This window comes from Acidovorax sp. DW039, from assembly GCF_037101375.1.
Lineage (GTDB): Bacteria > Pseudomonadota > Gammaproteobacteria > Burkholderiales > Burkholderiaceae_C > Acidovorax.
Genome location: NZ_AP029019.1, coordinates 4,502,437 through 4,523,950, shown reverse-complemented (window position 1 = coordinate 4,523,950; position 21,514 = coordinate 4,502,437). Strand labels below are relative to the sequence as shown.

General features: G+C 64.3%; 19 protein-coding genes. 11 read left to right on the top strand and 8 right to left on the bottom strand.

Annotation, left to right across the window (positions count from 1 at the left end; all coding sequences use genetic code 11):
* Positions 1 to 28: 28 nt before the first annotated feature.
* A complete protein-coding gene (pyk, locus tag AACH87_RS20270; RefSeq protein ID WP_338796373.1) occupies positions 29 to 1,465 on the top strand; it encodes a pyruvate kinase in 1,437 nt (478 codons plus the stop codon).
* On the opposite strand, the gene AACH87_RS20265 is transcribed toward pyk, so the two are convergent.
* Both AACH87_RS20265 and AACH87_RS20260 read right to left on the bottom strand, forming a co-directional pair.
* The gene (locus AACH87_RS20265; protein WP_338796372.1) at positions 1,398 to 2,000 is read right to left on the bottom strand and encodes a phosphatase PAP2 family protein; all 603 of its coding nucleotides are present in this window, start codon (positions 1,998 to 2,000) and stop codon (positions 1,398 to 1,400) included. The genes pyk and AACH87_RS20265 overlap by 68 nt on opposite strands.
* The gene (locus tag AACH87_RS20260) at positions 1,987 to 2,742 is read right to left on the bottom strand and encodes a phosphatase PAP2 family protein (RefSeq protein WP_338796371.1); all 756 of its coding nucleotides are present in this window, start codon (positions 2,740 to 2,742) and stop codon (positions 1,987 to 1,989) included. Before AACH87_RS20260 ends, AACH87_RS20265 begins: the two co-directional genes overlap by 14 nt.
* A 249-nt stretch (positions 2,743 to 2,991) precedes the next feature.
* On the opposite strand from AACH87_RS20260, the gene AACH87_RS20255 reads away from it, so the two are divergent.
* From AACH87_RS20255 to AACH87_RS20215, 9 genes are all read left to right on the top strand, one after another.
* A complete protein-coding gene (locus tag AACH87_RS20255) occupies positions 2,992 to 3,690 on the top strand; it encodes a response regulator transcription factor (protein ID WP_338796370.1) in 699 nt (232 codons plus the stop codon).
* Complete coding sequence (locus AACH87_RS20250; RefSeq protein WP_338796369.1) at positions 3,687 to 5,135, top strand: histidine kinase dimerization/phospho-acceptor domain-containing protein; 1,449 nt, start codon at positions 3,687 to 3,689, stop codon at positions 5,133 to 5,135. Before AACH87_RS20255 ends, AACH87_RS20250 begins: the two co-directional genes overlap by 4 nt.
* Before the next feature lie 101 nt (positions 5,136 to 5,236).
* Entirely contained in the window at positions 5,237 to 6,301 is a 1,065-nt protein-coding gene (gene fba, locus AACH87_RS20245) for a class II fructose-bisphosphate aldolase (protein ID WP_338796368.1), read from the top strand.
* Positions 6,302 to 6,551: 250 nt separating this feature from the next.
* Positions 6,552 to 7,667 (top strand): Re/Si-specific NAD(P)(+) transhydrogenase subunit alpha, encoded by a 1,116-nt coding sequence (locus AACH87_RS20240; RefSeq protein WP_338796367.1) that lies wholly within the window; start codon positions 6,552 to 6,554, stop codon positions 7,665 to 7,667.
* Between the two features lie 65 nt (positions 7,668 to 7,732).
* Entirely contained in the window at positions 7,733 to 8,509 is a 777-nt protein-coding gene (locus tag AACH87_RS20235) for a hypothetical protein (protein ID WP_338796366.1), read from the top strand.
* An 85-nt stretch (positions 8,510 to 8,594) separates the two neighbouring features.
* Complete coding sequence (locus AACH87_RS20230; RefSeq protein WP_338796365.1) at positions 8,595 to 8,924, top strand: NAD(P) transhydrogenase subunit alpha; 330 nt, start codon at positions 8,595 to 8,597, stop codon at positions 8,922 to 8,924.
* A gap of 12 nt (positions 8,925 to 8,936) precedes the next feature.
* Positions 8,937 to 10,361 carry an NAD(P)(+) transhydrogenase (Re/Si-specific) subunit beta gene (locus tag AACH87_RS20225; protein ID WP_338796364.1) on the top strand — a complete coding sequence of 475 codons (1,425 nt, stop codon included), beginning with the start codon at positions 8,937 to 8,939 and terminating at the stop codon, positions 10,359 to 10,361.
* Between the two features lie 130 nt (positions 10,362 to 10,491).
* Entirely contained in the window at positions 10,492 to 12,171 is a 1,680-nt protein-coding gene (locus tag AACH87_RS20220) for a long-chain-fatty-acid--CoA ligase (RefSeq protein ID WP_338796363.1), read from the top strand.
* Positions 12,172 to 12,355: 184 nt separating this feature from the next.
* The gene (locus AACH87_RS20215; RefSeq protein WP_338796362.1) at positions 12,356 to 13,105 is read left to right on the top strand and encodes a 5'-methylthioadenosine/adenosylhomocysteine nucleosidase; all 750 of its coding nucleotides are present in this window, start codon (positions 12,356 to 12,358) and stop codon (positions 13,103 to 13,105) included.
* Between the two features lie 187 nt (positions 13,106 to 13,292).
* Here AACH87_RS20215 and corA read toward each other — a convergent pair whose 3' ends face one another.
* From corA to AACH87_RS20185, 6 genes are all read right to left on the bottom strand, one after another.
* Positions 13,293 to 14,282 (bottom strand): magnesium/cobalt transporter CorA, encoded by a 990-nt coding sequence (corA, locus tag AACH87_RS20210; RefSeq protein ID WP_338796361.1) that lies wholly within the window; start codon positions 14,280 to 14,282, stop codon positions 13,293 to 13,295.
* Positions 14,283 to 14,537: 255 nt separating this feature from the next.
* Positions 14,538 to 15,374 carry a uracil-DNA glycosylase family protein gene (locus tag AACH87_RS20205; protein ID WP_338796360.1) on the bottom strand — a complete coding sequence of 279 codons (837 nt, stop codon included), beginning with the start codon at positions 15,372 to 15,374 and terminating at the stop codon, positions 14,538 to 14,540.
* Positions 15,371 to 15,862 (bottom strand): ribosomal protein S18-alanine N-acetyltransferase, encoded by a 492-nt coding sequence (gene rimI / locus AACH87_RS20200; protein ID WP_338796359.1) that lies wholly within the window; start codon positions 15,860 to 15,862, stop codon positions 15,371 to 15,373. The genes AACH87_RS20205 and rimI overlap by 4 nt, the downstream gene beginning before the upstream one ends.
* Positions 15,859 to 16,620 (bottom strand): tRNA (adenosine(37)-N6)-threonylcarbamoyltransferase complex dimerization subunit type 1 TsaB, encoded by a 762-nt coding sequence (gene tsaB, locus AACH87_RS20195; protein WP_338796358.1) that lies wholly within the window; start codon positions 16,618 to 16,620, stop codon positions 15,859 to 15,861. Before tsaB ends, rimI begins: the two co-directional genes overlap by 4 nt.
* Positions 16,621 to 16,735: 115 nt before the next feature.
* Positions 16,736 to 17,716: a DMT family transporter gene (locus AACH87_RS20190; protein ID WP_338796357.1), complete on the bottom strand. Its 981-nt coding sequence runs from the start codon at positions 17,714 to 17,716 to the stop codon at positions 16,736 to 16,738.
* A 203-nt stretch (positions 17,717 to 17,919) separates the two neighbouring features.
* Complete coding sequence (locus tag AACH87_RS20185) at positions 17,920 to 19,722, bottom strand: methyl-accepting chemotaxis protein (protein ID WP_338796356.1); 1,803 nt, start codon at positions 19,720 to 19,722, stop codon at positions 17,920 to 17,922.
* A 229-nt stretch (positions 19,723 to 19,951) separates the two neighbouring features.
* Here AACH87_RS20185 and dacB point away from each other — a divergent pair, with 229 nt between their 5' ends.
* Entirely contained in the window at positions 19,952 to 21,430 is a 1,479-nt protein-coding gene (dacB, locus tag AACH87_RS20180; protein ID WP_338796355.1) for a D-alanyl-D-alanine carboxypeptidase/D-alanyl-D-alanine-endopeptidase, read from the top strand.
* Positions 21,431 to 21,514: the final 84 nt, after the last annotated feature.

The following is a 21,514-nucleotide window of genomic DNA, read 5'->3' as shown; positions in this document are numbered from 1 at the left end:
GATTACATCCACGCGAAAGAGACACACCATGGCCATTCGCCGCGCCACCAAGATCGTTGCCACCCTGGGCCCCGCTTCGAGCGACCCGCAATTGCTCGAGGCAATGATCCGAGCGGGTGTGAACGTGGTGCGGCTGAACTTCAGCCACGGCAAGGCCCAGGATCACATTGACCGCGCTGCCACGGTGCGCGCGGCCGCCCAGCGCGCCGGGCGTGAAGTGGCCATCATGGCCGACCTGCAGGGCCCCAAGATCCGTGTGGGCAAGTTTGCTGAAGGCAAAGTCTTTCTGGAACCCGGAGCCAAGTTTGTGCTGGATGCCTCCCGCACCGAGCTTGGCGATATCAATGGCGTGGGGCTGGATTACAAGGAATTGCCCCGCGACGTGAAGGCTGGCGATCTGCTGTTGCTGAACGACGGTCTCATCGTGCTGACGGTAGATGCCGTGCGTGGCGAGCAGGTGCACACCACGGTCAAGCTGGGTGGTGAGCTGTCCAACAACAAAGGTATCAACAAGCAAGGCGGCGGCCTCACGGCACCCGCGCTCACCGCCAAGGACATGGAAGACATCCGCACGGCCATGAGCTTCCAAGCCGACTACGTGGCAGTGAGCTTTCCCAAGAACGCCACCGACATGGAAATGGCCCGCCAGCTGTGCAACGTGGCGGCGGCCGAGTTTCGCCACAAGCCCGGTCTGATCGCCAAGATTGAACGTGCCGAGGCGATCCCTCACCTGGAGTCCATCCTGCGTGCCAGCGACGGCATCATGGTGGCGCGTGGCGATCTGGCGGTGGAAGTGGGCAACGCAGCCGTGCCCGCGCTGCAAAAGAAAATGATCCGCATGGCCCGCGACATGGACAAGGTTGTCATCACGGCTACGCAGATGATGGAAAGCATGATCACCAACCCCGTGCCCACCCGTGCCGAGGTGAGTGACGTGGCCAACGCTGTGCTGGATGGCACGGACGCCGTGATGCTGAGTGCTGAAACAGCCGCGGGCAAGTTCCCGCTGGAGACAGTGACCGAGATGGCCACCATCTGCGCTGCCGCCGAGGCCGCAGAAGACCACCCGCAGGATGCCGACTTCACCGGCCAGACTTTTGGTCGCATCGACCAGTCCATTGCCATGGGGGCGTTGTTCACGGCCCACCATCTGGGTGCCAAGGCGATTGTGGCCATGACGGACAGCGGCGCCACGGCGTTGTGGATGAGCCGCCACCGCATCCACATCCCGATCTACGCGCTCACCCCCAAGATTGCAACGCAGCGCAAGATGGCCATGTACCGCAACGTGCGCCCCTTGCTGATGGACACCAGTGCCGACCGTGACACGGCCCTGGAGCAGGCAGAGCGCCACCTCAAGAGCCGCAACATCGTGCAAAAGGGCGATGTCTACGCCATCACCTGCGGCGAGCCCATGGGCGCGCCAGGTGGGACGAATATGCTGAAAATTTGCGTTGCCAGCTGAGGGGGCCGCTCTGCAGTGACTGGCTGGCCCCCAGCCAAGCCCAGTTCACCGCGCCAGCGGCCAGCAGGCCGGTCGTAGCGCCTGCCAGCACGTCCAGAGGAAAGTGGACGCCCAGAAAAACGCGGCTCCAGGCAATGGCGGTCGCTATGGCAAAAGCTGCTGTGGCAATGCGTGGAAGCTGGCCTAGCGCAAGACAGGTGGCCAGAGCAAAAGCCTGGGCGGCATGCATGCTGGGAAAACCTGCCCGCGCCGCGTGATCCAGCCACTGGATTCCAACCCCCAGTTGCGCAGGTCTTGGGGCTGGCACACCCCAGCGCAGCAGGTGTACGCCTATCCAGGTGGCGCCCATGGCCACCAGCGCTTTGCAAATCACCCATCGGTGCTCCTTGCTTCCCAGAACGGCCCACGCCAGCAGAGCGATTCCGGCCCATACCGGCAGGGTGACAGAAATCCAGCGTGCAGCGTCAATCCAGAAAAGGGGAGTAGAGGGGCCTGCGTTGATGGCCTCGAAGAGGCTGCGGTCAAAAGTGAGCACGTTCTTGGGTGGAGTTGAAAGTGGCGGGATTGCTGTCCAGAAAGGCAGCGCGTTGTTTCCAGACCTGGAATGCGATGTCCCACAGCCAGCCAGCGGTCCAGCAGAACCAGCCTGTCCAGAGTGTGTGACTCATGAAATGGGCGCCGCGTACCTGCTGCGCGCCACCGAGCACAAAGCCCGCGATCAGCGCTGCACCGAGCCAGATGCGTGCAGCCAGAGCGTGCTCACGCCGCAGCGCGAAATAGCCACCCAGAAAAGCGAAGCCGGCAGAGGCATGGCCTGCAGGAAAGCAGTGGCCGCCACCGCCATCCAGCACCCCCAGTGCCCAGTGTGAAATGTGGCGAGCCACGCCACCAAACTCGGCAAGGTCCCAAGGGCAGCTGGTGTTGCTCAGGTTCTTCAAGATGCTGATGGTGGCCAAAGCTACCAGCGCACTGCTGGCCAGCTGCATGCGCTCTGCCAGGGCCAGCTGGCGAAGTGCGCCCCGTGGCCACCACACGCCCAGAGCCAGAAGCAGCACCACCACCCACCCGAGCCTGCGCGCGCCTTCATGCATCACCTGCACAAAGAACCACTGCTCGCGCATGGGAAAGCCGGAATCCGTGCCGAACAGTCGGGCCAATGCCATGTCCTGCCCCAAAGCGTCCCACAGGATCAGGGCGCAAAAGCTGGCGATGGTCCAGGCCAGCAGTGTCCGGTTGCCTGCAGAGGGGCGAATAGGGGGGGCGGAGGTCTTCAACATGCCTCGCACTCTAAAAATGCGTTCTTAACGTCTTCTTAAATTGCTAAAAGTTGTAAATAGTTTGCATTTCTGCTGTTTAGAGCGGCTAACACGACCCAGCGAAGCGGCCCTGGCTAGGCGTTCCGTCGCAGGCAGTACAGCAGTACGACAAGACGGAACAACGACGCCAGGGGGGTTGTGTTAGCCGCTCTTAGTGCCGTCCCCGCAGCCATGGAGGCCAGTTGATCGCTCCCGGCGACAATGGACGGCATGCGAATTCTTGTGGTTGAAGACGATACGGGCATCGCTGCTGGCCTGCGCGCCAATTTGCAGCAGCGCGGCTATGCCGTGGATGTGTGTGATGGCGTGAGCAGCAGCTGGAGTGCTTTGAGGGCAGAGCGCTTTGACGCGGTGCTTCTGGACCTTGGTCTGTCCGATGGAGACGGGAGCGAGCTGCTCAAACGCATTCGGCACCGACCGGTGGCAACGCCGCTCAAGCCCGGATTGCCCGACCCGTCCATCCCGGTGCTGATCGTGACGGCGCGCGATCAGGTCAGCCAGCGGATTTCCGGTCTGGACCAGGGGGCCGACGACTATCTTGTCAAACCGTTTGACATAGATGAGCTGGACGCCCGCTTGCGCGCCCTACTGCGGCGGGCCGCCGGGCGGGCATCGCCCACCATCGTTCATGGCGATATGGAGCTGGACCCGGCTGCCCACACCGTGCGCCTGAAGGGGCAATTGGTCGAGATGTCGCCCCGGGAATACTCCGTGTTGCTGGTGTTGCTGGAGTCCCGTGGAAGGGTGCTTTCACGCCAGCAGATTGAAGAGCGCCTCTATGGCTGGGACAGTGCTGTCGAGAGCAATGCCGTGGAAGTACATATCCACCACCTGCGCCGCAAGCTGGGCAGCGGCAGCATCCAGACGATGCGGGGCGTGGGTTACTTCATCCCGCAGGAGCCAGCATGAGCAAGCCAGAGCTTGCCGCCGACCCGCAGTCTGCTCCGCGCCGATCCTCGCTGACCCGCCAGCTGTTGCTGTGGTCGCTGGGGGCCTTGATGCTGGTATGGATCAGCTTTGTGGTGATTGGCTACAAGACAGGGGTTCACGAAGCCGACGAGCTGACCGACGGGCACTTGGCCAGTGTGGCGGCATTGTTGCTGAATGTGCGTGCTACCGAAGCTGTGGATGCCAGTCGTCAAACCCAGCGCGCGCCCATGCCCTGGCTCAAGGCGCATGACTATCAGCAGTCCCTCAGCGTGGTGCAGTGGGATGCTGAAGGCAAGCTGTTGTCCATCAGTGGCGATGTGCCGGTCCCCCCGTTCTCGCCGGACGAAGGATTCAAGAACATTCATCTGGGGCCGGATGCCAAGCCCTGGCGCAGCTTTTCGCAATGGGATGCCGAACACCTTCGCAAGATCATGGTGCTGGTGCAGCTGCAGGAGCGGGACGATCTGGCGGAAGACATCGCCGAGCAGATGATCGAGCCGGGCCTGTGGCTGCTGCCTGTGGTGGCCCTGGCCCTGGGGCTTGCCTTGCGCCGGGGCTTGAGGCCGCTGTACGACCTTTCTGCCGATGTGGCTGCGCTGGACGTCTCTTCACAGCAACGGCTGGCGCAGCGCCATGCGTGGAGTGAATTTGCCTCGGTGGTGGCATCCATCAATACGCTGCTGGAGAGGCAGCAGGAGGCGCTGGTGCGCGAGCGCCGCCTGGCCAACGAAGTGGCCCACGAGTTGCGGACTCCGCTGTCGTCCATCGCCCTGCAGGCCAGTGCCCTGGATGGCGGGCTGGATGAGCATGCCCAGCGGGAAGCGCTGGACCGCATCCGGCAAGATGCCCTGCGCGCAGGGCATGTGCTCAACCAGTTGCTGGCGCTGGCGCGCACCAGCCGCGCTGAGATGTATGAAGCCAAGACCCCGGTGGATCTGGTGGCGCTGGCCCGTGCGGTGTGCGCCGAATATGCGCAGGCCGCATGGCAGCGGGGCGACGAACTGGAGGTGATGGCACCGGACAGCGTGACCGTGCAGGGCCACCCTGTGCTGCTGGAGTTGGTGCTGCGCAACCTCATCGAGAACGCTCTCAAGCACACGCCCTCCGGGACACGCATCGCCGTACAGGTGGTGATGGCCCCGGAGGGCGGAGAGGTGGCTGAGGAGGGCGTTGCAAGCCCGCTGCAGCGCGGCATCTGGCTGCAGGTGTGTGACGACGGCCAGAGGGCGCGGGCACACCCTGCCGACGGTGAAGGAATGCAGACCAGGCCCGTCCCGGTGGACAGCCTGCATCTGGGCCATGAGATCGTGTCCCGGGTAGCCTGGGTACATCAGGCGGAGTTTGGGCGTGCCGCAGCCCCTGCACCGTTTACCACCTGCTTTCGGCTGACTTTTCCTACAGAGGCGGCAAGCCCACGCGGGTAAAATGGCCGAGTTACCAGGCGGTTACCAAAGCCGCTTGAATAAATTGCCTGGCCGCCGCGGCCTACGGTGCCCTCTTCACTTACCCACAGGACTCCTCGACCATGCCTCTCGTTTCCATGCGCGAACTGCTTGACCATGCCGCTATCCACGGCTATGGCATCCCCGCCTTCAACGTGAACAACCTGGAACAGGTGCAGGCCGTGATGGCTGCTGCCGACGAGGTGGGCGCCCCCGTGATCCTGCAGGCCAGCGCAGGTGCCCGCAAATACGCTGGCGAGCCCTTCATCAAGCACCTGATCCAGGCCGCCGTCGAGTCCTTCCCCCACATCCCGCTGGTGATGCACCAGGACCACGGCACATCGCCCAAGGTCTGCCAGGGCGCCATCGAGTTGGGCTTTGGCTCGGTCATGATGGACGGCTCGCTGATGGAAGACGGCAAGACGCCTTCGTCCTTTGACTACAACGTGGACGTGACCCGCAAGGTCGTTGAAATGGCGCACAAGGTAGGCGTCACGGTGGAGGGTGAACTCGGCTGCCTGGGCAACCTGGAAACCGGCGATGCAGGCGAGGAAGACGGCATTGGCGCTGAAGGCAAGCTGGACCACAGCCAGATGCTGACCGACCCTGAGGAAGCCGCCCAGTTCGTCAAGGCCACCCAGCTGGATGCGCTGGCGATTGCCATTGGTACCAGCCACGGCGCCTACAAGTTCAGCCGTCCGCCCACAGGCGACATCCTGGCCATCAGCCGCGTCAAGGAAATCCACGCACGCATCCCCAACACCCATCTGGTGATGCACGGCTCGTCTTCTGTGCCCCAGGAGCTGCTGGCCATCATCAACCAGTACGGCGGCAAGATGAAAGAAACCTACGGCGTGCCCGTGGCCGAGATCCAGGAAGCCATCAAGCACGGCGTTCGCAAGATCAACATCGACACCGACATCCGCTTGGCCATGACCGGCGCGGTGCGCAAGTTCCTGGCCGAGAACCCCGACAAGTTTGACGCCCGCGAATGGCTCAAGCCCGCCCGCGAGGCCGCCAAGCAGGTGTGCAAGCAACGTTATCTGGAGTTCGGCTGCGAAGGCCAGGGCTCCAAGATCAAGGGCCTGAGCCTGCAGCAGATTGCCGCGCAGTACGCCTCGGGTGCCCTGGCACAGGTCGTGAACTGACATCTGATCGCATTGGGTGGCCACCCCATGCGCTGCATGAGGTGGCCGCCATTCCATTTGAAAAGCCCGGAGTCACTTGGTGGCTACCGGGCTTTTTTGTGGCTGCGCGCAGGTGCGTGTTCTCTGTGTTCAGCGCCTGACATAACGCAGCAAAGTGGGGATCGACCCCCATCTCGCCTTAGGGAAGTTCATGTAAGCTCCCGTTCAGAAATCTGAACGTTCACCGGGTTCCCCAACGCGAGGAGATGACATGTTCATAGGCGTGCCAGCGGAGACAGTGGCCGGAGAAACCCGGGTTGCAGCCACTCCGGAAACCGTCAAGAAGCTCCAGGCCATGGGGCATCAGGTGCGAGTGGAGGCGGGCGCAGGCCTGGCCGCGAGCGCCCCGGACGCCGCCTACGAAGCCGCAGGGGCGGAAATCACCGACGCCGCTGGCGCTTGGGGTGCCCAACTGGTGCTCAAGGTGCGCTGCCCCACAGAATCTGAAGCACCTCGCTTGCGTGCGGGCACGACCTTGGTGGGCATGCTCAACCCTTTTGATGCGGCAGGCCTGCAGCGCCTGGCTGCGGCAGGTGTCACGGCCTATGCCCTGGAGGCCGCCCCGCGCACCACCCGGGCGCAGAGCATGGATGTGCTGTCTTCCCAGGCCAACATTGCGGGCTACAAGGCAGTGATGATGGCCGCAGACCGGTATCAGCGCTTCTTTCCCATGCTGATGACCGCCGCAGGCACCGTGAAGGCGGCACGCGTCGTGGTGCTGGGCGTGGGGGTGGCTGGCTTGCAGGCGATTGCCACGGCCAAGCGGCTGGGCGCAGTGATCGAGGCCTCGGACGTGCGCCCCAGCGTCAAGGAACAGGTGGAGTCGCTGGGTGCCAAATTCATTGACGTTCCCTACGAAACCGCCGAAGAAAAAGAGGCCGCAGAAGGCGTGGGCGGCTATGCCCGCCCCATGCCTGCCAGCTGGCTGGACCGCCAGAAGCTGGAGGTCGCCAAGCGGGTGGCCCAAGCCGATGTGGTCATCACCACAGCCCTCATTCCCGGCCGCCAGGCACCCGTGCTGGTCACCCCCGAGATGGTGCAGTCCATGAAGGCAGGCTCCGTCATCGTGGACCTCGCCGCCCCCCAGGGCGGTAATTGCCCGTTGACCGAGCCCGGACGCACCGTGGTCAAGCATGGCGTGACCTTGGTGGGCGAGACCAATGTGCCAGCGCTGGTGGCCGCAGATGCGTCGTCGCTGTACGCTCGCAATGTTCTGGATTTTCTGAAACTCATCATCAACAAGGAAGGTGCCCTGCATATCGACCTGCAGGACGACATCGTGGCCGCCTGCCTCATGGCCCACGAAGGCACCCTGAAACGCGCATGAACCTTTTGACTCGCTTGAACCCTCTTAACTCTCTCAATCGTTTGACTCGCCGGACTCCTTTGAACTTGACGACTTCCCTCCCCTCTGTGCCGCACTTGCCGACCATCCATGCTGCAGGCGCTTCCCGTCGCCTTGGCGCACTCGTTTTGACCTGTGCTGCCGCGCTGGGCATGGTGGCCTGCGCCCCTGTCAAGACAGCCGGTGCGCCAGAGTACCCCGTGGGTCGCGCCCGCCTGGCACTGCCCGATGGCGCCTGGGAAAGCCTGGGCGAAAGCACTCAGGATCTGCCCGTCGTGCGCTCGGGCCCACCCACCGTCATTCCTCTGCAGACGCGGGCGGTGGGGCTGCGGGGTGCCAACAAGGAATTGCTGGCGGTGGCTTTGGTGCAGACCAACAGCACCAACTACCCCCGTGAGCAGACCCTCTGGACGGGCGCCTGTCCCCAGCAAGAAGGTGTGTGGGTGGAGGACGTTGCGCAGGGCAACCCGACCCGCGTGGACTGCCTGCGTTTCAAGCGCTGGGCCAACAACCGTGATTGGCTAGAGAAGAACCAGCCCGCCCTGGTCCGCTGGATGGCGGACCACAAGCTGTCTTTTCAGCAGCCGATGTCCCATCTCAACTACCGCTACACCACCGATGGCGGTGCCTATGTGGAAGTGAACATCCTGGCCGACCAGCGACTGGTGCGCCCCAAGACGCACAACAACGAAGAGTTTTTGCGTGCGGGCTACCCCGCGCAGGAATGGGCACAGAAGGTGGCCCAGGCCGCGCGGCAAAGCGCCAGCATGATGGATGGCTACCTGGCGCTGCCCGCATTTCCGATACCCGAATCGAAGTGGTGACCACGCAAGAGCCTGTGCTTTGAGCTTTGTGGGCAGGCGCATGCCTGCTTCTTCCCGGTAAACCTTTGAACTGCAGGAGAACCCCATGGATGCCGTCTCGCCCACGCTGATCAACCTCATCATCTTTGTGCTGGCCATCTATGTGGGCTACCACGTGGTGTGGACGGTCACCCCCGCGCTGCACACCCCGCTCATGGCGGTGACCAACGCCATCTCGGCCATCGTCATCGTCGGGGCCATGCTGGCGGCGGCGCTTACCGAGACCCCGCTGGGCAAAACCATGGGTGTGTTGGCCGTGGCGCTGGCGGCAGTGAACGTGTTCGGTGGTTTTCTTGTCACCCGGCGTATGCTGGAGATGTTCAAGAAAAAAGAGCGCAAAGCGCACGCGGAATCAGCGCAGGCAGCTACCAAATAAGGAGCAGACAGCATGAGCATGAACCTCGTCACGCTGTTGTACCTGGTCGCCAGCGTCTGCTTTATTCAGGCCCTCAAGGGGCTCTCGCACCCCACCACGTCCATCCGGGGCAATGTGTTTGGCATGGCGGGCATGGCCATTGCCATCCTCACCACGGCGGCGCTGATCGTCGAGCTGTCGGGCGGCAAGGCCGAGGGCATGGTGTATGTACTGGGGGCGCTGCTGGTGGGCGGCGCGGCGGGATCGGTGATGGCCAACCGGGTCGAGATGACCAAGATGCCCGAGCTGGTGGCCTTTATGCACAGCATGATCGGTCTGGCGGCAGTGTTCATTGCCGTGGCGGCGGTGGCCGAGCCCTGGGCCTTTCAGATCGTGGCCAAGGGCCAGCCCATTCCGGTGGGCAACCGGCTGGAGCTGTTCCTGGGGGCGGCCATCGGGGCCATCACCTTCAGCGGTTCGGTCATCGCGTTTGGCAAGCTCTCGGGCAAGTACAAGTTCCGCCTGTTTCAAGGCGCCCCCGTGCAGTTTGCCGGGCAGCACTTGCTGAATCTGGTGCTTGGGCTGGCCACTGTGGGGCTGGGGCTGCTGTTCATGGCCACCGAGAGCTGGACGGCCTTCTTCGCCATGCTGGCGCTGTCGTTCGTGCTGGGTGTGCTCATCATCATCCCGATTGGCGGGGCGGACATGCCGGTGGTGGTGTCCATGCTCAACAGCTACTCGGGCTGGGCGGCTGCGGGCATTGGCTTCTCGCTCAACAACTCCATGCTGATCATTGCGGGCTCGCTGGTGGGCAGCTCGGGCGCGATCCTGAGCTACATCATGTGCAAGGCCATGAACCGCTCGTTCTTCAATGTCATTTTGGGCGGCTTTGGCGGCGACACCGCCACGGCGGCCGCAGGCGCGCAGGTGCAGCGCAGTGTCAAGACGGGCAGTGCCGACGACGTGGCCTTTGTACTGGGCAACGCCGAAACCGTGGTCATCGTGCCCGGCTACGGCCTGGCGGTGGCGCGGGCGCAGCACGCCGTCAAAGGGCTGGCGGCCAAGCTCACCGAAAAGGGCATCACCGTGAAGTACGCCATCCACCCCGTGGCGGGGCGCATGCCGGGCCACATGAATGTGCTGCTGGCCGAAGCCGAAGTGCCCTACGACCAGGTGTTCGAAATGGAGGACATCAATGGCGAATTCGGGCAGGCAGACGTGGCTATCATTCTGGGCGCCAACGACGTGGTGAACCCTGCGGCCCACACCAAGGGCAGCCCGATTTACGGCATGCCCATTCTGGAAGCCTACAAGGCCAAGACGGTGATCGTGAACAAGCGCTCCATGGCCGCAGGCTATGCGGGGCTGGACAACGAACTGTTCTACATGGACAAGACCATGATGGTCTTCGGCGATGCCAAGAAGGTGGTCGAAGACATTGGAAAGGCCTTGGAGTAAGCCCCTTTCCCGAGAACACCGCCCGCTGGGATGGTCTTCGGGCGACATCACAGAGTTTTTTAGCAACCACGGAGCACCACCGGCCACCACAAGACCGGGCTCCACCGACCGAGAGTTTGGAGAGACACGCATGATCGACCGCCCCTGGCTGGCCGCCTATCCGCAAGGCGTACCTGCTGACATTGACCCCACCCAATACGCCTCCCTGGTGGCGTTGATGGACGAAGCCTTTGGCCGCTACGCAGACCGTGTGGCCTACAGCTTCATGGGCAAGGACATCACCTACCGCCAGACCGACGCGCTCAGCCGCGCTTTTGCGGCTTACCTGCAGGGCCTGGGCCTGGTCAAGGGTGACCGCGTGGCCATCATGATGCCCAACGTGCCCCAGTACCCTGTGGTGGTGGCCGCCGTGCTGCGCGCAGGCTTTGTGGTGGTCAACGTGAACCCGCTATACACCCCGCGCGAGCTGGAGCACCAGCTCAAGGACTCGGGTGCCAAGGCCATCGTCATCATCGAGAACTTTGCCGCCACGCTGCAGCAGTGCATTGCCCACACCCCCGTCAAGCACGTGGTGCTGTGCGCCATGGGCGACCAACTGGGCTTCCTCAAGGGCATGCTGGTCAACTACGTGGTGCGCAACGTCAAGAAGCTGGTGCCCGAGTACAGCCTGCCCGGTGCGGTGCGCTTCAACGACGCCATTGCCCAAGGCGAGCGTGGCACGTTCAAGCCCGCAGACATCAAGCCCGACGACATTGCCCTGCTGCAGTACACCGGCGGTACCACCGGCGTGAGCAAGGGCGCTGTGCTGCTGCACCGCAACGTGATTGCCAACGTGCTGCAGGCCGAGGCCTGGAACGAGCCGGTGATGAAGTCGCTGCCCGCGGGCGAGCAACCCACCAGCATCTGCGCCCTGCCGCTGTACCACATCTTCGCCTTCACGGTGAACATGATGCTGGGCATGCGCACGGGTGGCAAAGTCATCCTCATCCCCAACCCGCGCGACCTGCCTGCCGTGCTCAAGGAGCTGTCCAAGCACACCTTCCACAGCTTCCCGGCGGTGAACACGCTGTTCAACGGCCTGGCCAATCACCCCGACTTCAACACCGTCAACTGGAAGAGCCTGCGGGTTTCGGTGGGCGGCGGCATGGCGGTGCAAGGCGCGGTGGCCAAGCTGTGGCTGGAGAAGACCGGCTGCCCCATCTGCGAAGGCTATGGCCTGTCGGAGACCTCGCCCATCGTCAGCTGCAACCCCGTCACCGCCAAGGAATTCACCGGCACTATCGGCGCGCCCCTGCCCAGCACGCTCATCAAGCTGCTGGACGACGAGGGCCGTGAAGTGACCACCCTGGGCCAGTCGGGCGAAATCGCCATCAAGGGCCCGCAGGTCATGGCGGGCTACTGGCAGCGCCCCGACGAAACCGCCAAGGTCATGACCGAGGACGGCTACTTCAAATCGGGCGACGTGGGCGTGATGGACGAGCGCGGCTACTTCAAGATCGTGGACCGCAAGAAGGACATGGTGCTGGTCAGCGGCTTCAACGTCTACCCCAACGAGGTCGAAGAAGTGGTGGCAGCCCTGCCCGGTGTGCTCGAATGTGCCGTGGTGGGTGTGCCCGACGAGAAGACCGGCGAAGCCGTGAAGCTGGTGATCGTGAAGAAAGACCCCGCCCTGACTGAAGCCCAGGTCAAGGAATTCTGCAAGGCCAACCTCACCGGCTACAAGCAGCCCCGCGTGATCGAGTTCCGCACCGAGCTGCCCAAGACGCCGGTGGGCAAGATCTTGCGCAGAGAGTTGCGCGACAAGAAGTGACCCGAAGGGGCACTTCTTGCGGCGAAGGCTCATGTTGCGTAGCAACGTGAAGCGCAGCGGCCGCAGCCACAAGGGATCCTCTGCACATCGTTTGAAAAAGGACACGGCCCCGCTGGGGCCGTTTCCCATGGCGCAGTTTCTTGAAAGGCTTCTGAGCGCCAGCCCATCCCCCACAATCCTCCCCATGACCACCGCCATCCTCAGCGCCCTGCCCGAAGAACAAAGCTCCCTGCTGCAGCACCTGGCGCAGCCCCAGCGCGTCGTGCACGCCGGACGTGCCTTTTGGCGAGGCGACTGGGAGGGACACACCGTGGTGCTGGCGCTGTCGGGCATTGGCAAGGTAGCAGCGGCTACCACGGCCACGGCGCTGGCAGAGCGTTTTGGCGTGGCGCGCATCGTCTTCACCGGCGTGGCCGGGGGCGTGGGCGATGGGGTGCAGGTGGGCGACGTGGTGGTGGCGCAAGACTATGTGCAGCATGACATGGACGCTTCACCGATCTTCCCCCGCTGGGAACTGCCCGGTTACGCCCGCACCCGCCTGGGCTGTGATGAGACACTGACTGCTATGCTTTTGGAAGCTGCCAGCGCTTATGTGGCGGGCGCTAATGGCCAATTTGACTCTAGTCTCGTCACCGGCCAGCCCAGGGTACACCACGGGCTGGTGGCCAGCGGTGACCGTTTTGTCAGCGCCGCCGCCGAGGCCCAGGGCCTGCGCACCGTCCTGCGCGACGCGGGCCACGACGTGCTGGCCGTGGAAATGGAAGGCGCCGCCGTTGCCCAGGTCTGCCACGACTACGGCCTGCCCTTCGCCGCCATGCGCACCATCTCCGACCGCGCCGACGACACCGCGCATGTGGACTTCCCGGCGTTTGTGAACACCGTAGCAACCCGCTACGCCGAGCACATCATGCGGGGTTTTCTGCAAAAGCTATGAAATTAATAGCTGCTGGCGCTTATTTTTCAAGCGCTAGCGGTCATTTGAGTTGTTGCCTTTGCGTTTGAAAGAAGCACAGGCGTTGATACTGGCGCACTCCGATAACAGCGCCACCGTGGATCTGGCTCTGCCAGTCCACCGGAGGCGTCCCCCCTCGGGGGGGAAGGCGCGTAGCGCCACAGGGGGGCTACTTCAACCAGCCGCGCTTGCGGAAGTACCACATCGGCCCCAGCGCACTGGCTACCATCAGCCCCAGCACATAGGGGTAGCCTGCGGCGCCCAGCATCTGCAGCTCCGGGAACTGCAGATTCATGCCGTACACGCTGGCAATCAGCGTAGGTGGCAGCAGCGCCACGCTGGCCACGGAGAAGATCTTGATGATCTTGTTCTGGTTGATGTTGATGAAACCGACCGTGGCGTCCATCAGGAAGTTGATCTTGTCGAACAGGAAGGCCGTGTGGTTGTCCAGCGATTCGATGTCGCGCAGGATCTGGCGCGCTTCCTCAAACTGCTCGGAGTTGAGCATCTTGGAGCGCATCATGAAGCTCACGGCGCGGCGCGTGTCCATCACGTTGCGGCGGATGCGGCCGTTCAAGTCTTCCTGGCGCGCAATGGCGGCCAGCACTTCACCGGCGCGTGCGTCGGTCACATCGCCTGCCAGCACCTGGGTGCTGACTTTCTCCAGCTCGTCGTAGATGTTCTCCAGCGTGTCGGCAGAGTATTCGGCGTCCGCATCGAACAGTTTGAGCAGCACTTCCTTGGCGTCTTCGATCAGGCCGGGCGCGCGGCGGGCGCGCATGCGCAGCAGCCGAAACACGGGCACGTCTTCGTCGTGGATGGAAAACAGCACGCCACGGCTCTTGAGGTTGGCGTTGTGCTGGTTCAGGATGAAGGCCACGCGCACCGAGCGGGGGTCTTCATCGTCGTCGATCAAAAAGTCGCTGCGGATGTGCAGCTCGCCGTTGTCTTCTTCGTAGAAACGGGCGGATTCCTCGATGTCCTCGTCCATCGCATCCTCAGGGATGGACAGGCCGTAGTGCTGCTTGATCCAGCGCTTTTCTTCGAGGGTGGGGGCTTCCAGGTCCACCCAGATGGGCTGGAACTTGGTCAGCTCTTCCAGCGATTCGATCTCTTCCTGAAACAGCCGGCCGTTGGCGAGCGTGAAGATGTTGAGCATAGGCTCACTCCCTTGTTTGGTGGCATCTGCGGTGTGGGGGTATAGGGTTGCTTTCAACCCCACGCGGCGTGCCGGGGGAGCTGAAAGCTACCAACTCGGGTAGGTTTCCAAGGAGCTGTCTCCGTTTGTTGATTGAGCCCGCGATTATGGCACCCGACCATGGCGCTGGCGGGTGGCCTGCGGTGCGTGCGTGCCAAAAAAGTGAGGGGTATAAGGGCCTTGCGTTGTTCGAAGGCCCAATGGGGTTTGACCCTTTTATCCCTTGCGCACCAGCGCCAGCGCCCTGCACAGGTCTGCCCAGGTGGCGGCCTTGGCGTCCTGGGAGCGCAGGAGGAAGGCCGGGTCGTAGGTCACCACCGCGTGGCGGCCCACCACCGTGTGCGGGGCGGCGCGCAGGCGGCCCAGGGGCTCGGTGCGGCCCAGCACTGCGCGTGCTGCCACATGGCCCAGCACCAGCACCATGGTGGGCTGCAGCGTGTGCACTGCATGTTCTAACGCACCAGCCACGTCGGTGGATGCCGGGTCCTCGCCCTCGGGTGCCCGCATGCCGGGCGTGGGGCGTGCCAGGGCGGCCAGGTACACACGGGGGTGCAGGTGCAACTGCATGGCGCGCAGCATGTTGTCCAGCAGCTTGCCTGCGTCACCCGCCAGCGGGTCGCTGGCCGAGATGCCCTCGGTCACGATCAGCCAGCCAGCACCCAGCGCCGTGGGCGTTTTGGCCGGATCGGCCTGGGGATACAGCGCAACGGGGGCGTGCAGCCGGAGTAGGGGCGCGGCGCTGGGGGAGGCGCTGGCTCCCGCAGCGGTGACGGGCGCGGCAGGAGCTGCCGAAGCAGCAATGGTTCGGGGCGCTTGTGCAGGTGCCGCTGGTGGATCGGAACGCACTGGCGGGGCGGACTCGGCCACAGGCGGGCGGTGCACTGGCGCAGCGGCTGGCGCTGCAGGCGAATGGATTGCGGTGGCCGTGCTGGCTGCAGGGGCCTCTGCTGTGGTGGCAGATGCAGCGGGGGCAGCGGCCTCCGGGCGGGCCCACACGGTGATTCCCATCTCTTGCAGCATGGCGCGCTGGCGCGCATCAAGGTTCAGGCTCATAGGGGCAGGCTCATGACAATGGCATCTTCCCGCTGGCCATGGGCCGCAGGGTAGTAGCGTTTGCGTTCTCCCACGCGCCGGAAGCCGTGGGTTTCGTAGACGTGCTGTGCGCGCAGATTGCTGGCCCGCACTTCCAGCCACAGCCACTGTGCATTGCGCCCCCGCGCCCACAGGGCCAGTGCGTCCAGCAGCACCCGCGCCCAGCCCTGGTGCTGAAAGGCAGGCGCCACGGTGATGTTGAGCAGGTGCACTTCGTCCACCCCCAGCATGGCCACAAAGTAGCCCAGCATCTGCTCGCCCGCCATCAGCAACTGGCATTCGTAGCCAGAAGCCAGCGCATCGGTGAAGTTGCCGCGGCTCCAGGGATGGGAATACGCGCTGAACTCGATGTCCAGCAAGGCATCCAGACGCTCCGGGGTCAGCTTTTCAAAGCGCACCTCGGGGGCGTTGTCATCCGGCTGGCGCAAGGGTTGGGGTACGGCGCTCATGGTGTGGACTGGGGTGTTGCCGTAGCTGGGGTTTGTGCGCGCAGCGCCTCGCGCTCGGCCGTGGTTTGTGCCACCTTGTCGCGGATGTAGCGCGGCAGCGCTTCGCTGGCGGGCACGGCCTGGCCAGCGGCCAGCAAGGCGGGGGCCAGGCGCAGCAAGGCGGCGGCAGTGGGCAGCACCTGTGCATGGTGCGCGCCGGGCAGCAGCCGCTCGCCATAGGGGCCTTGGGCATTGCCTGCCACTGTCCATGGTCTGGCGTCTGCAGCCTCCCCATCGGGGCCTGCGGCGGGCAACACCAGGGCTTCGGGCGCGCACAGGCCAAAGTCTGCATCCGCCTGCCAGCTTTGCGTGACGGCCTGCCACTGGCAGCGGGCGCTGTACACCTCGTTCATGCGGGCATCCAGCACCGCCAGCACCTGGGTGCAGCCGTGCTGGTGGCGGGCTTCCTCGGCCACGGCCAGCAGGGTGTCCACCGGCAGCACCGGCACCCCCTGGCCCTTGCGTGCCCCAAAGGCCAGCCCCTGGGCGACGGCGCAGGCGGTACGCAAGCCGGTGAACGAGCCGGGGCCACGCCCAAACACAATGGCATCCAACGTGTCAAAACCGAGGGCGGCCTCGGCCAGCAGACGCTGTATGGCGGGGATCAGGCTGGCCGACGCCTGGGCACCGCCAGGACCGGTGTGCTGCCACACTGCCTCGCCCCGCTGCACGGCGATAGAGAGGGTGTCGGTGCTGGTGTCAAAGGCAAGCAGGTTCATGGGGCCGGGGCTAAAAGGCAGCAAAAGTGGGCAGTAAAAAGGGGGCAATCCATGACAAAAGGTCCAGGACGCTATGCCTGGGCCATTCTCCCGGCTGGGCCACAGGCAGGAGGCGTCAGGGGTGCAATTTTGCCCCCTGCGGCGCCTTGTCTGCGGCAGCGGGCCGCAGGCCGGGGCGCAGCACCCCCAGGAGGATACCCGTGGTGACCAGCAGCAGGCCCGCCACCAGGTTCCAGTGCAGCGGCTCACCCAGCAGCCAGACGGCGCCAATGGCCGAGAGACCGGGCACCAGTGCGGTGATCATGGTCGAGCGCACGGGGCCGTAGTGCTGGATCATGCGTGTGAAGGTGATGCCTGAGATGGCCACGGCTCCGATGCCTTGGAAGCCCATCTGGAACAGGATTTCACCCCAGGGTGTCTGGCCCAGATGGCTGCTGAGCAAGCCGCTGCCCACCAGCAGCACATACAGAGGCGCACAGGTCACCAAGGCAAAGGCAGTGACCGCCATGGTTGCCTGCACTGCGTCCACCGCCAGGCGGCGCGCGTGGACGCTGTACATGGCCCAGCTGGCGGCTGCCAGCATGAACATGACATCACCCTTCCACACCGCAGCGCCCGTCCACGCCGCCAGCAGGCTGCTACCGCCCACCAGCAGGTCGCCAGCCACGATCAACGCCAGCCCGGCGGCGCGCAGCGGGGTGATGCGGTCACGCAGCAGCCAGGCCGCCAGAAGCGCCGTCCACAGCGGCAGGCTGCCCGGCAGCAGCACGGAGGCATGGATGGCGGGTGCGTGGAAAAAACCGGCATAGGCCAGCACTGCGTACAGCGCGCCCCCGAAAACACCGAGCAGCGCCGTTGTACGCAAGGGCAGGGGGGACAGGCCGCCCAGACTGGATGTAGCGATGCGGCGCTGCCGCACCATCCACCAGCTCCAGGGCAGGAGCACCAGACTGGCGCCCAGAATGCGCAGCAGGGCAATGTCCAGTGGCAGCAGGGTGCGTTGTGCAGAGGCCCGGGCGATGACGATAAAACCTGTCCAGATGGTGACGGTGATGACCGCAGACAGAAGGCCCACGGTGCGGGGAGAAAAACGCATCGCCGGATTATCTGGCGCGGTCACGGTGCCTGTGCTGCGCTGGCGCATGCCCTGCCTGGCTGCGAGGGCATGGCGCAGGAGCCATCAAGGCCCCCGGGGTATTTCAGCATTCAGGCATTCAAGCGCGGAGAAATGGGCGGACAGATGGGAGGGCAGACTTCCCCGCCTTCAGTCTTTGCCATTCCGAGTGTCCGCAGCGCGGCTCAGAAAGACTCCCATTCGTCATCGTTGCCCTGTTGCGGAGCGCGGCTGGCGGGCTTGGGGGCAGCGGCCAGCGCAGGTGCGGCGGGTTTGGCGGGCTGGGCAGGTCCTGCCTTGGGGGCGGTAGCCTTGGCTGCCAGTTTGGCGGTAGCGGGTTTGGGCGCTGCCGGGGCTTTCAGGCTGGGGGCCGCCGTGTATGCCGCTGGGCGTGGGGCGGGTGCTGCGCTGGCGTGAATGCTGTGGGCGCGGCTTTGGTCGGCAGAGAGCTTGAAGACGGCCACCACCTGCACCAGCTCGTGGGCCTGGTTGCGCAGGCTGCTGGCCGCGGCGGCCATTTCTTCCACCAGGGCCGCGTTTTGCTGGGTGGCCTGGTCCATGGACGTGACAGCCTCTCCCACCTGTGCCACACCTGAGCTTTGTTCGTTGCTGGCCGCGCTGATCTCGCCCATGATGTCCGTCACGCGGCGGATGCTGGTAACCACTTCGTTCATGGTCTCACCGGCCTTGTCCACCAGCATGGTGCCTTGCTCCACGCGTTCCACACTGGCGTTGATGAGGCTCTTGATCTCCTTGGCGGCCTCCGCACTGCGGCTGGCAAGGCTGCGCACCTCGGATGCCACCACTGCAAACCCGCGGCCCTGCTCGCCTGCCCGGGCCGCTTCCACGGCAGCGTTCAGGGCCAGGATGTTGGTCTGGAAGGCAATGGAGTCGATCACGCTGATGATGTCGCTGATCTTGCGGCTGGCTTCGTTGATGCCCTTCATGGTCTCCACGACCTCGCCCACCACGGTGCCGCCCTGCACGGCCACGTTCGATGCCGTCAGCGCCAGCTGGTTGGCCTGACGCGCGTTGTCGGCGTTGTGGCGCACGGTGGAGTTCAGTTCTTCCATGCTTGCAGCGGTCTGCTCCAGCGCGCTGGCCTGGTGCTCGGTGCGGGCGCTCAGGTCGTTGTTGCCCTGGGCGATTTCTGCGCTGGCGTTGGACACCGACTCGGAGCCGCGACGCACATTGCTCACCACATTGGCCAGGTTGTTCTGCATCAGCTCCAGCGAGGACATCAGTTCGCCCACTTCATCCTTGCCGTGGACAGGAACGGGAGCTGTGAGATCGCCTTCGGCCACGCGCTTGGCCAGATGCGAGGCCTGCGCCAGCGGCACAGTGACCGAGCGGGCCAGAATCCAGGAGAACACCGCACCCAGTGCAACGCTCAGAACGCCCAGCACCACCAGCAACTGGCGGCTGGACTGGCGGTTGTCCTGAATGGCCTTGCCCAGCTTGTCCACCTGGTCGCGCTGGTTGCTCAGCAGCTCATCCATCTTGATGGCGTACTTGTTCGCATCGGGGATGAACTGCTTTTCCAGCAAGGCATTGGCTTCATCCACCTTGCCTTCTTTTTTCAGGGCAAAAATCGTGTCGCGGTTCTTGAGGTACAGGGTGCGCAGTTCGCCGATTTCCTTGAACAGCTTCTTTTCAGAATCCAGGAACATCAGCGCTTCCACCGCCTTTTGCAACTCGCCCGAGCTCTTGGAAGAGGCTTTGCTGTCCTCCGCAAAGAAGTCGGCCAGCGCGGGGTCACTGCTGCGGGCCACCGCGGCAGTGCGGGTGATACCGACCCGCAGGTTGCGAGACCAGTCACTCACCAGTCGCTCGGTCTTGATCGGGTTTTGCACCATTTCTTCGGTGGCATCCGCCAGAGCGTTCAACCGCGAAATGCTCAGCCCGATGACGCCCATCGATAGCAACAGCACCAGGGCAAAACCGAGCGCAAGGCGCTTGGCAACGGAAAGGTTGGAGAGGAAATTCATGGGAGTCCCTGTCAGATCATTGAAGCTAGTGGGGCAGGGAGACAGGAAAAGCAGCCCTGTGCTGGGCAGCCTTTTTGTCTCCAGGTCCTGAGGTCACTATTAATTTGTTGCACAGTGTAAAAACCCTAAGCCCACTTGTCTTGGGGTTTTCATGGCCTGTTGCGTTTTCGTTGTTTCGCCCACAGAGGGGGCTGGGAAGGCTCAGTTCGCTCGCCTCTAGACTTGCGGTATGAACACAAGCAAAAAGGCGGTGGGTGGCACTGCATGGAAGTGGACGGCTCTTGCGGGCCTGATGGTGCTTTGGGGTGGCTGGACTGCGCAGGTGTTGGCGCAACCACAGCCGCAGCAAGGGGGCGCAGGTGCGACGACGCTGCCGCCCGAGGTGGATGCTGCCCTGGCGCGCGCCAAGCTGCCTCGCGACGCCATCAGCGTGTGGGTGGCCGATGCGCAAGGTGGGGCACGCACCGCGCCACGGCTGTCCTATCGCGCGCAGGTGCCAGTCAACCCGGCTTCGGTGATGAAGCTGGTGACCACCTATGCCGCGCTGGAGCAGCTCGGCCCGGCCTACACCTGGAACACACCGGTCTACGTGGAAGGCACGGTGGCGGGCGGCAGCCTCAAGGGCAATGTGTATATCCAGGGGCAGGGCGATCCCAAACTGGTGGTGGAGCGGCTGTGGCTGCTCATGCGCAGGCTGCAGACCCAGGGCATCCAGGTCATCGTGGGGGACATCGTGCTCGACCGCACGGCCTTTGATGTGCCCGAGCAGGACCCCGGCCGTTTTGACGGCGAGCCGCTTCGGCCCTACAACGCGTCGCCCGATGCCCTGCTGCTGAACTACAAGTCCAGCGTCATGACCTTTGTGCCGGATGTATCGGCCGGTGTGGCCCGCATCCAGTACGACCCGCCCCTGGCAGGCGTGCAGCGCCCGGCCACGGTGGCGCTGGCAGCAGCGGGCACGGAGTGTGGTGACTGGCGGGGGGCCCTGCGGGCCGAGCTGTCGGACCCGCTCAAGGTGACTTTTCAGGGGGCCTACCCTGCCGCCTGTGGAGAGCGCGTGTGGCCCGTGGCCTACCCCGCACCGCGCGAGTTTGCTGCCCGTGCCGTGGAAGGCATGTGGCGCGAGCTGGGCGGCAAGCTCACCGGCTCGGTGCGCGATGGCAAGGTGCCCGCCGGGCTCAAGCCTGCGTTTGTCAGCACGTCGCCCGCGTTGGCCGAGGTGGTTCGTGACGTGAACAAGTACAGCAACAACGTCATGGCGCAGCACGTCTTTCTGGCGCTGGCCCGCCAGAAGAACGGCGTGGCCACCATGGACGGCGCCCGCGAGGCCCTGCGCCAGTGGTGGCAGGCCCGGTTTGCCGACATGGAGCCACCGGTGCCTGACAACGGCGCGGGCTTGAGCCGGGAGGCCCGCCTCACATCCCAGGGGCTGGGCCGCATGCTGCAGGCGGCCTGGATGTCGCCTGTGATGCCCGAGCTGGTAGCGTCCTTGCCCATTGCCGGGGTGGATGGCACCCTGCGCCGCAGCCAGAGCCGGGGTGCGGCCCACCTCAAGACCGGCAGCCTGCGCGATGTGATGGCGGTGGCGGGCTACGTGCATGCGCAAAGCGGCAAGCGCTACGTACTGGTGGCCATCGTCAACCACCCTGCTGCGAACACGGCCCGGCCTGTGCTGGATGCCATCACGGATTGGGTTGCCAGAGATTGATGCTATGAAAATGATAGCTGCTTGCGCTTTTTCCATGAGCGCTACAGGCCAAAAAGCCTTTGTATCCAGAATCTTTGTCCGTGC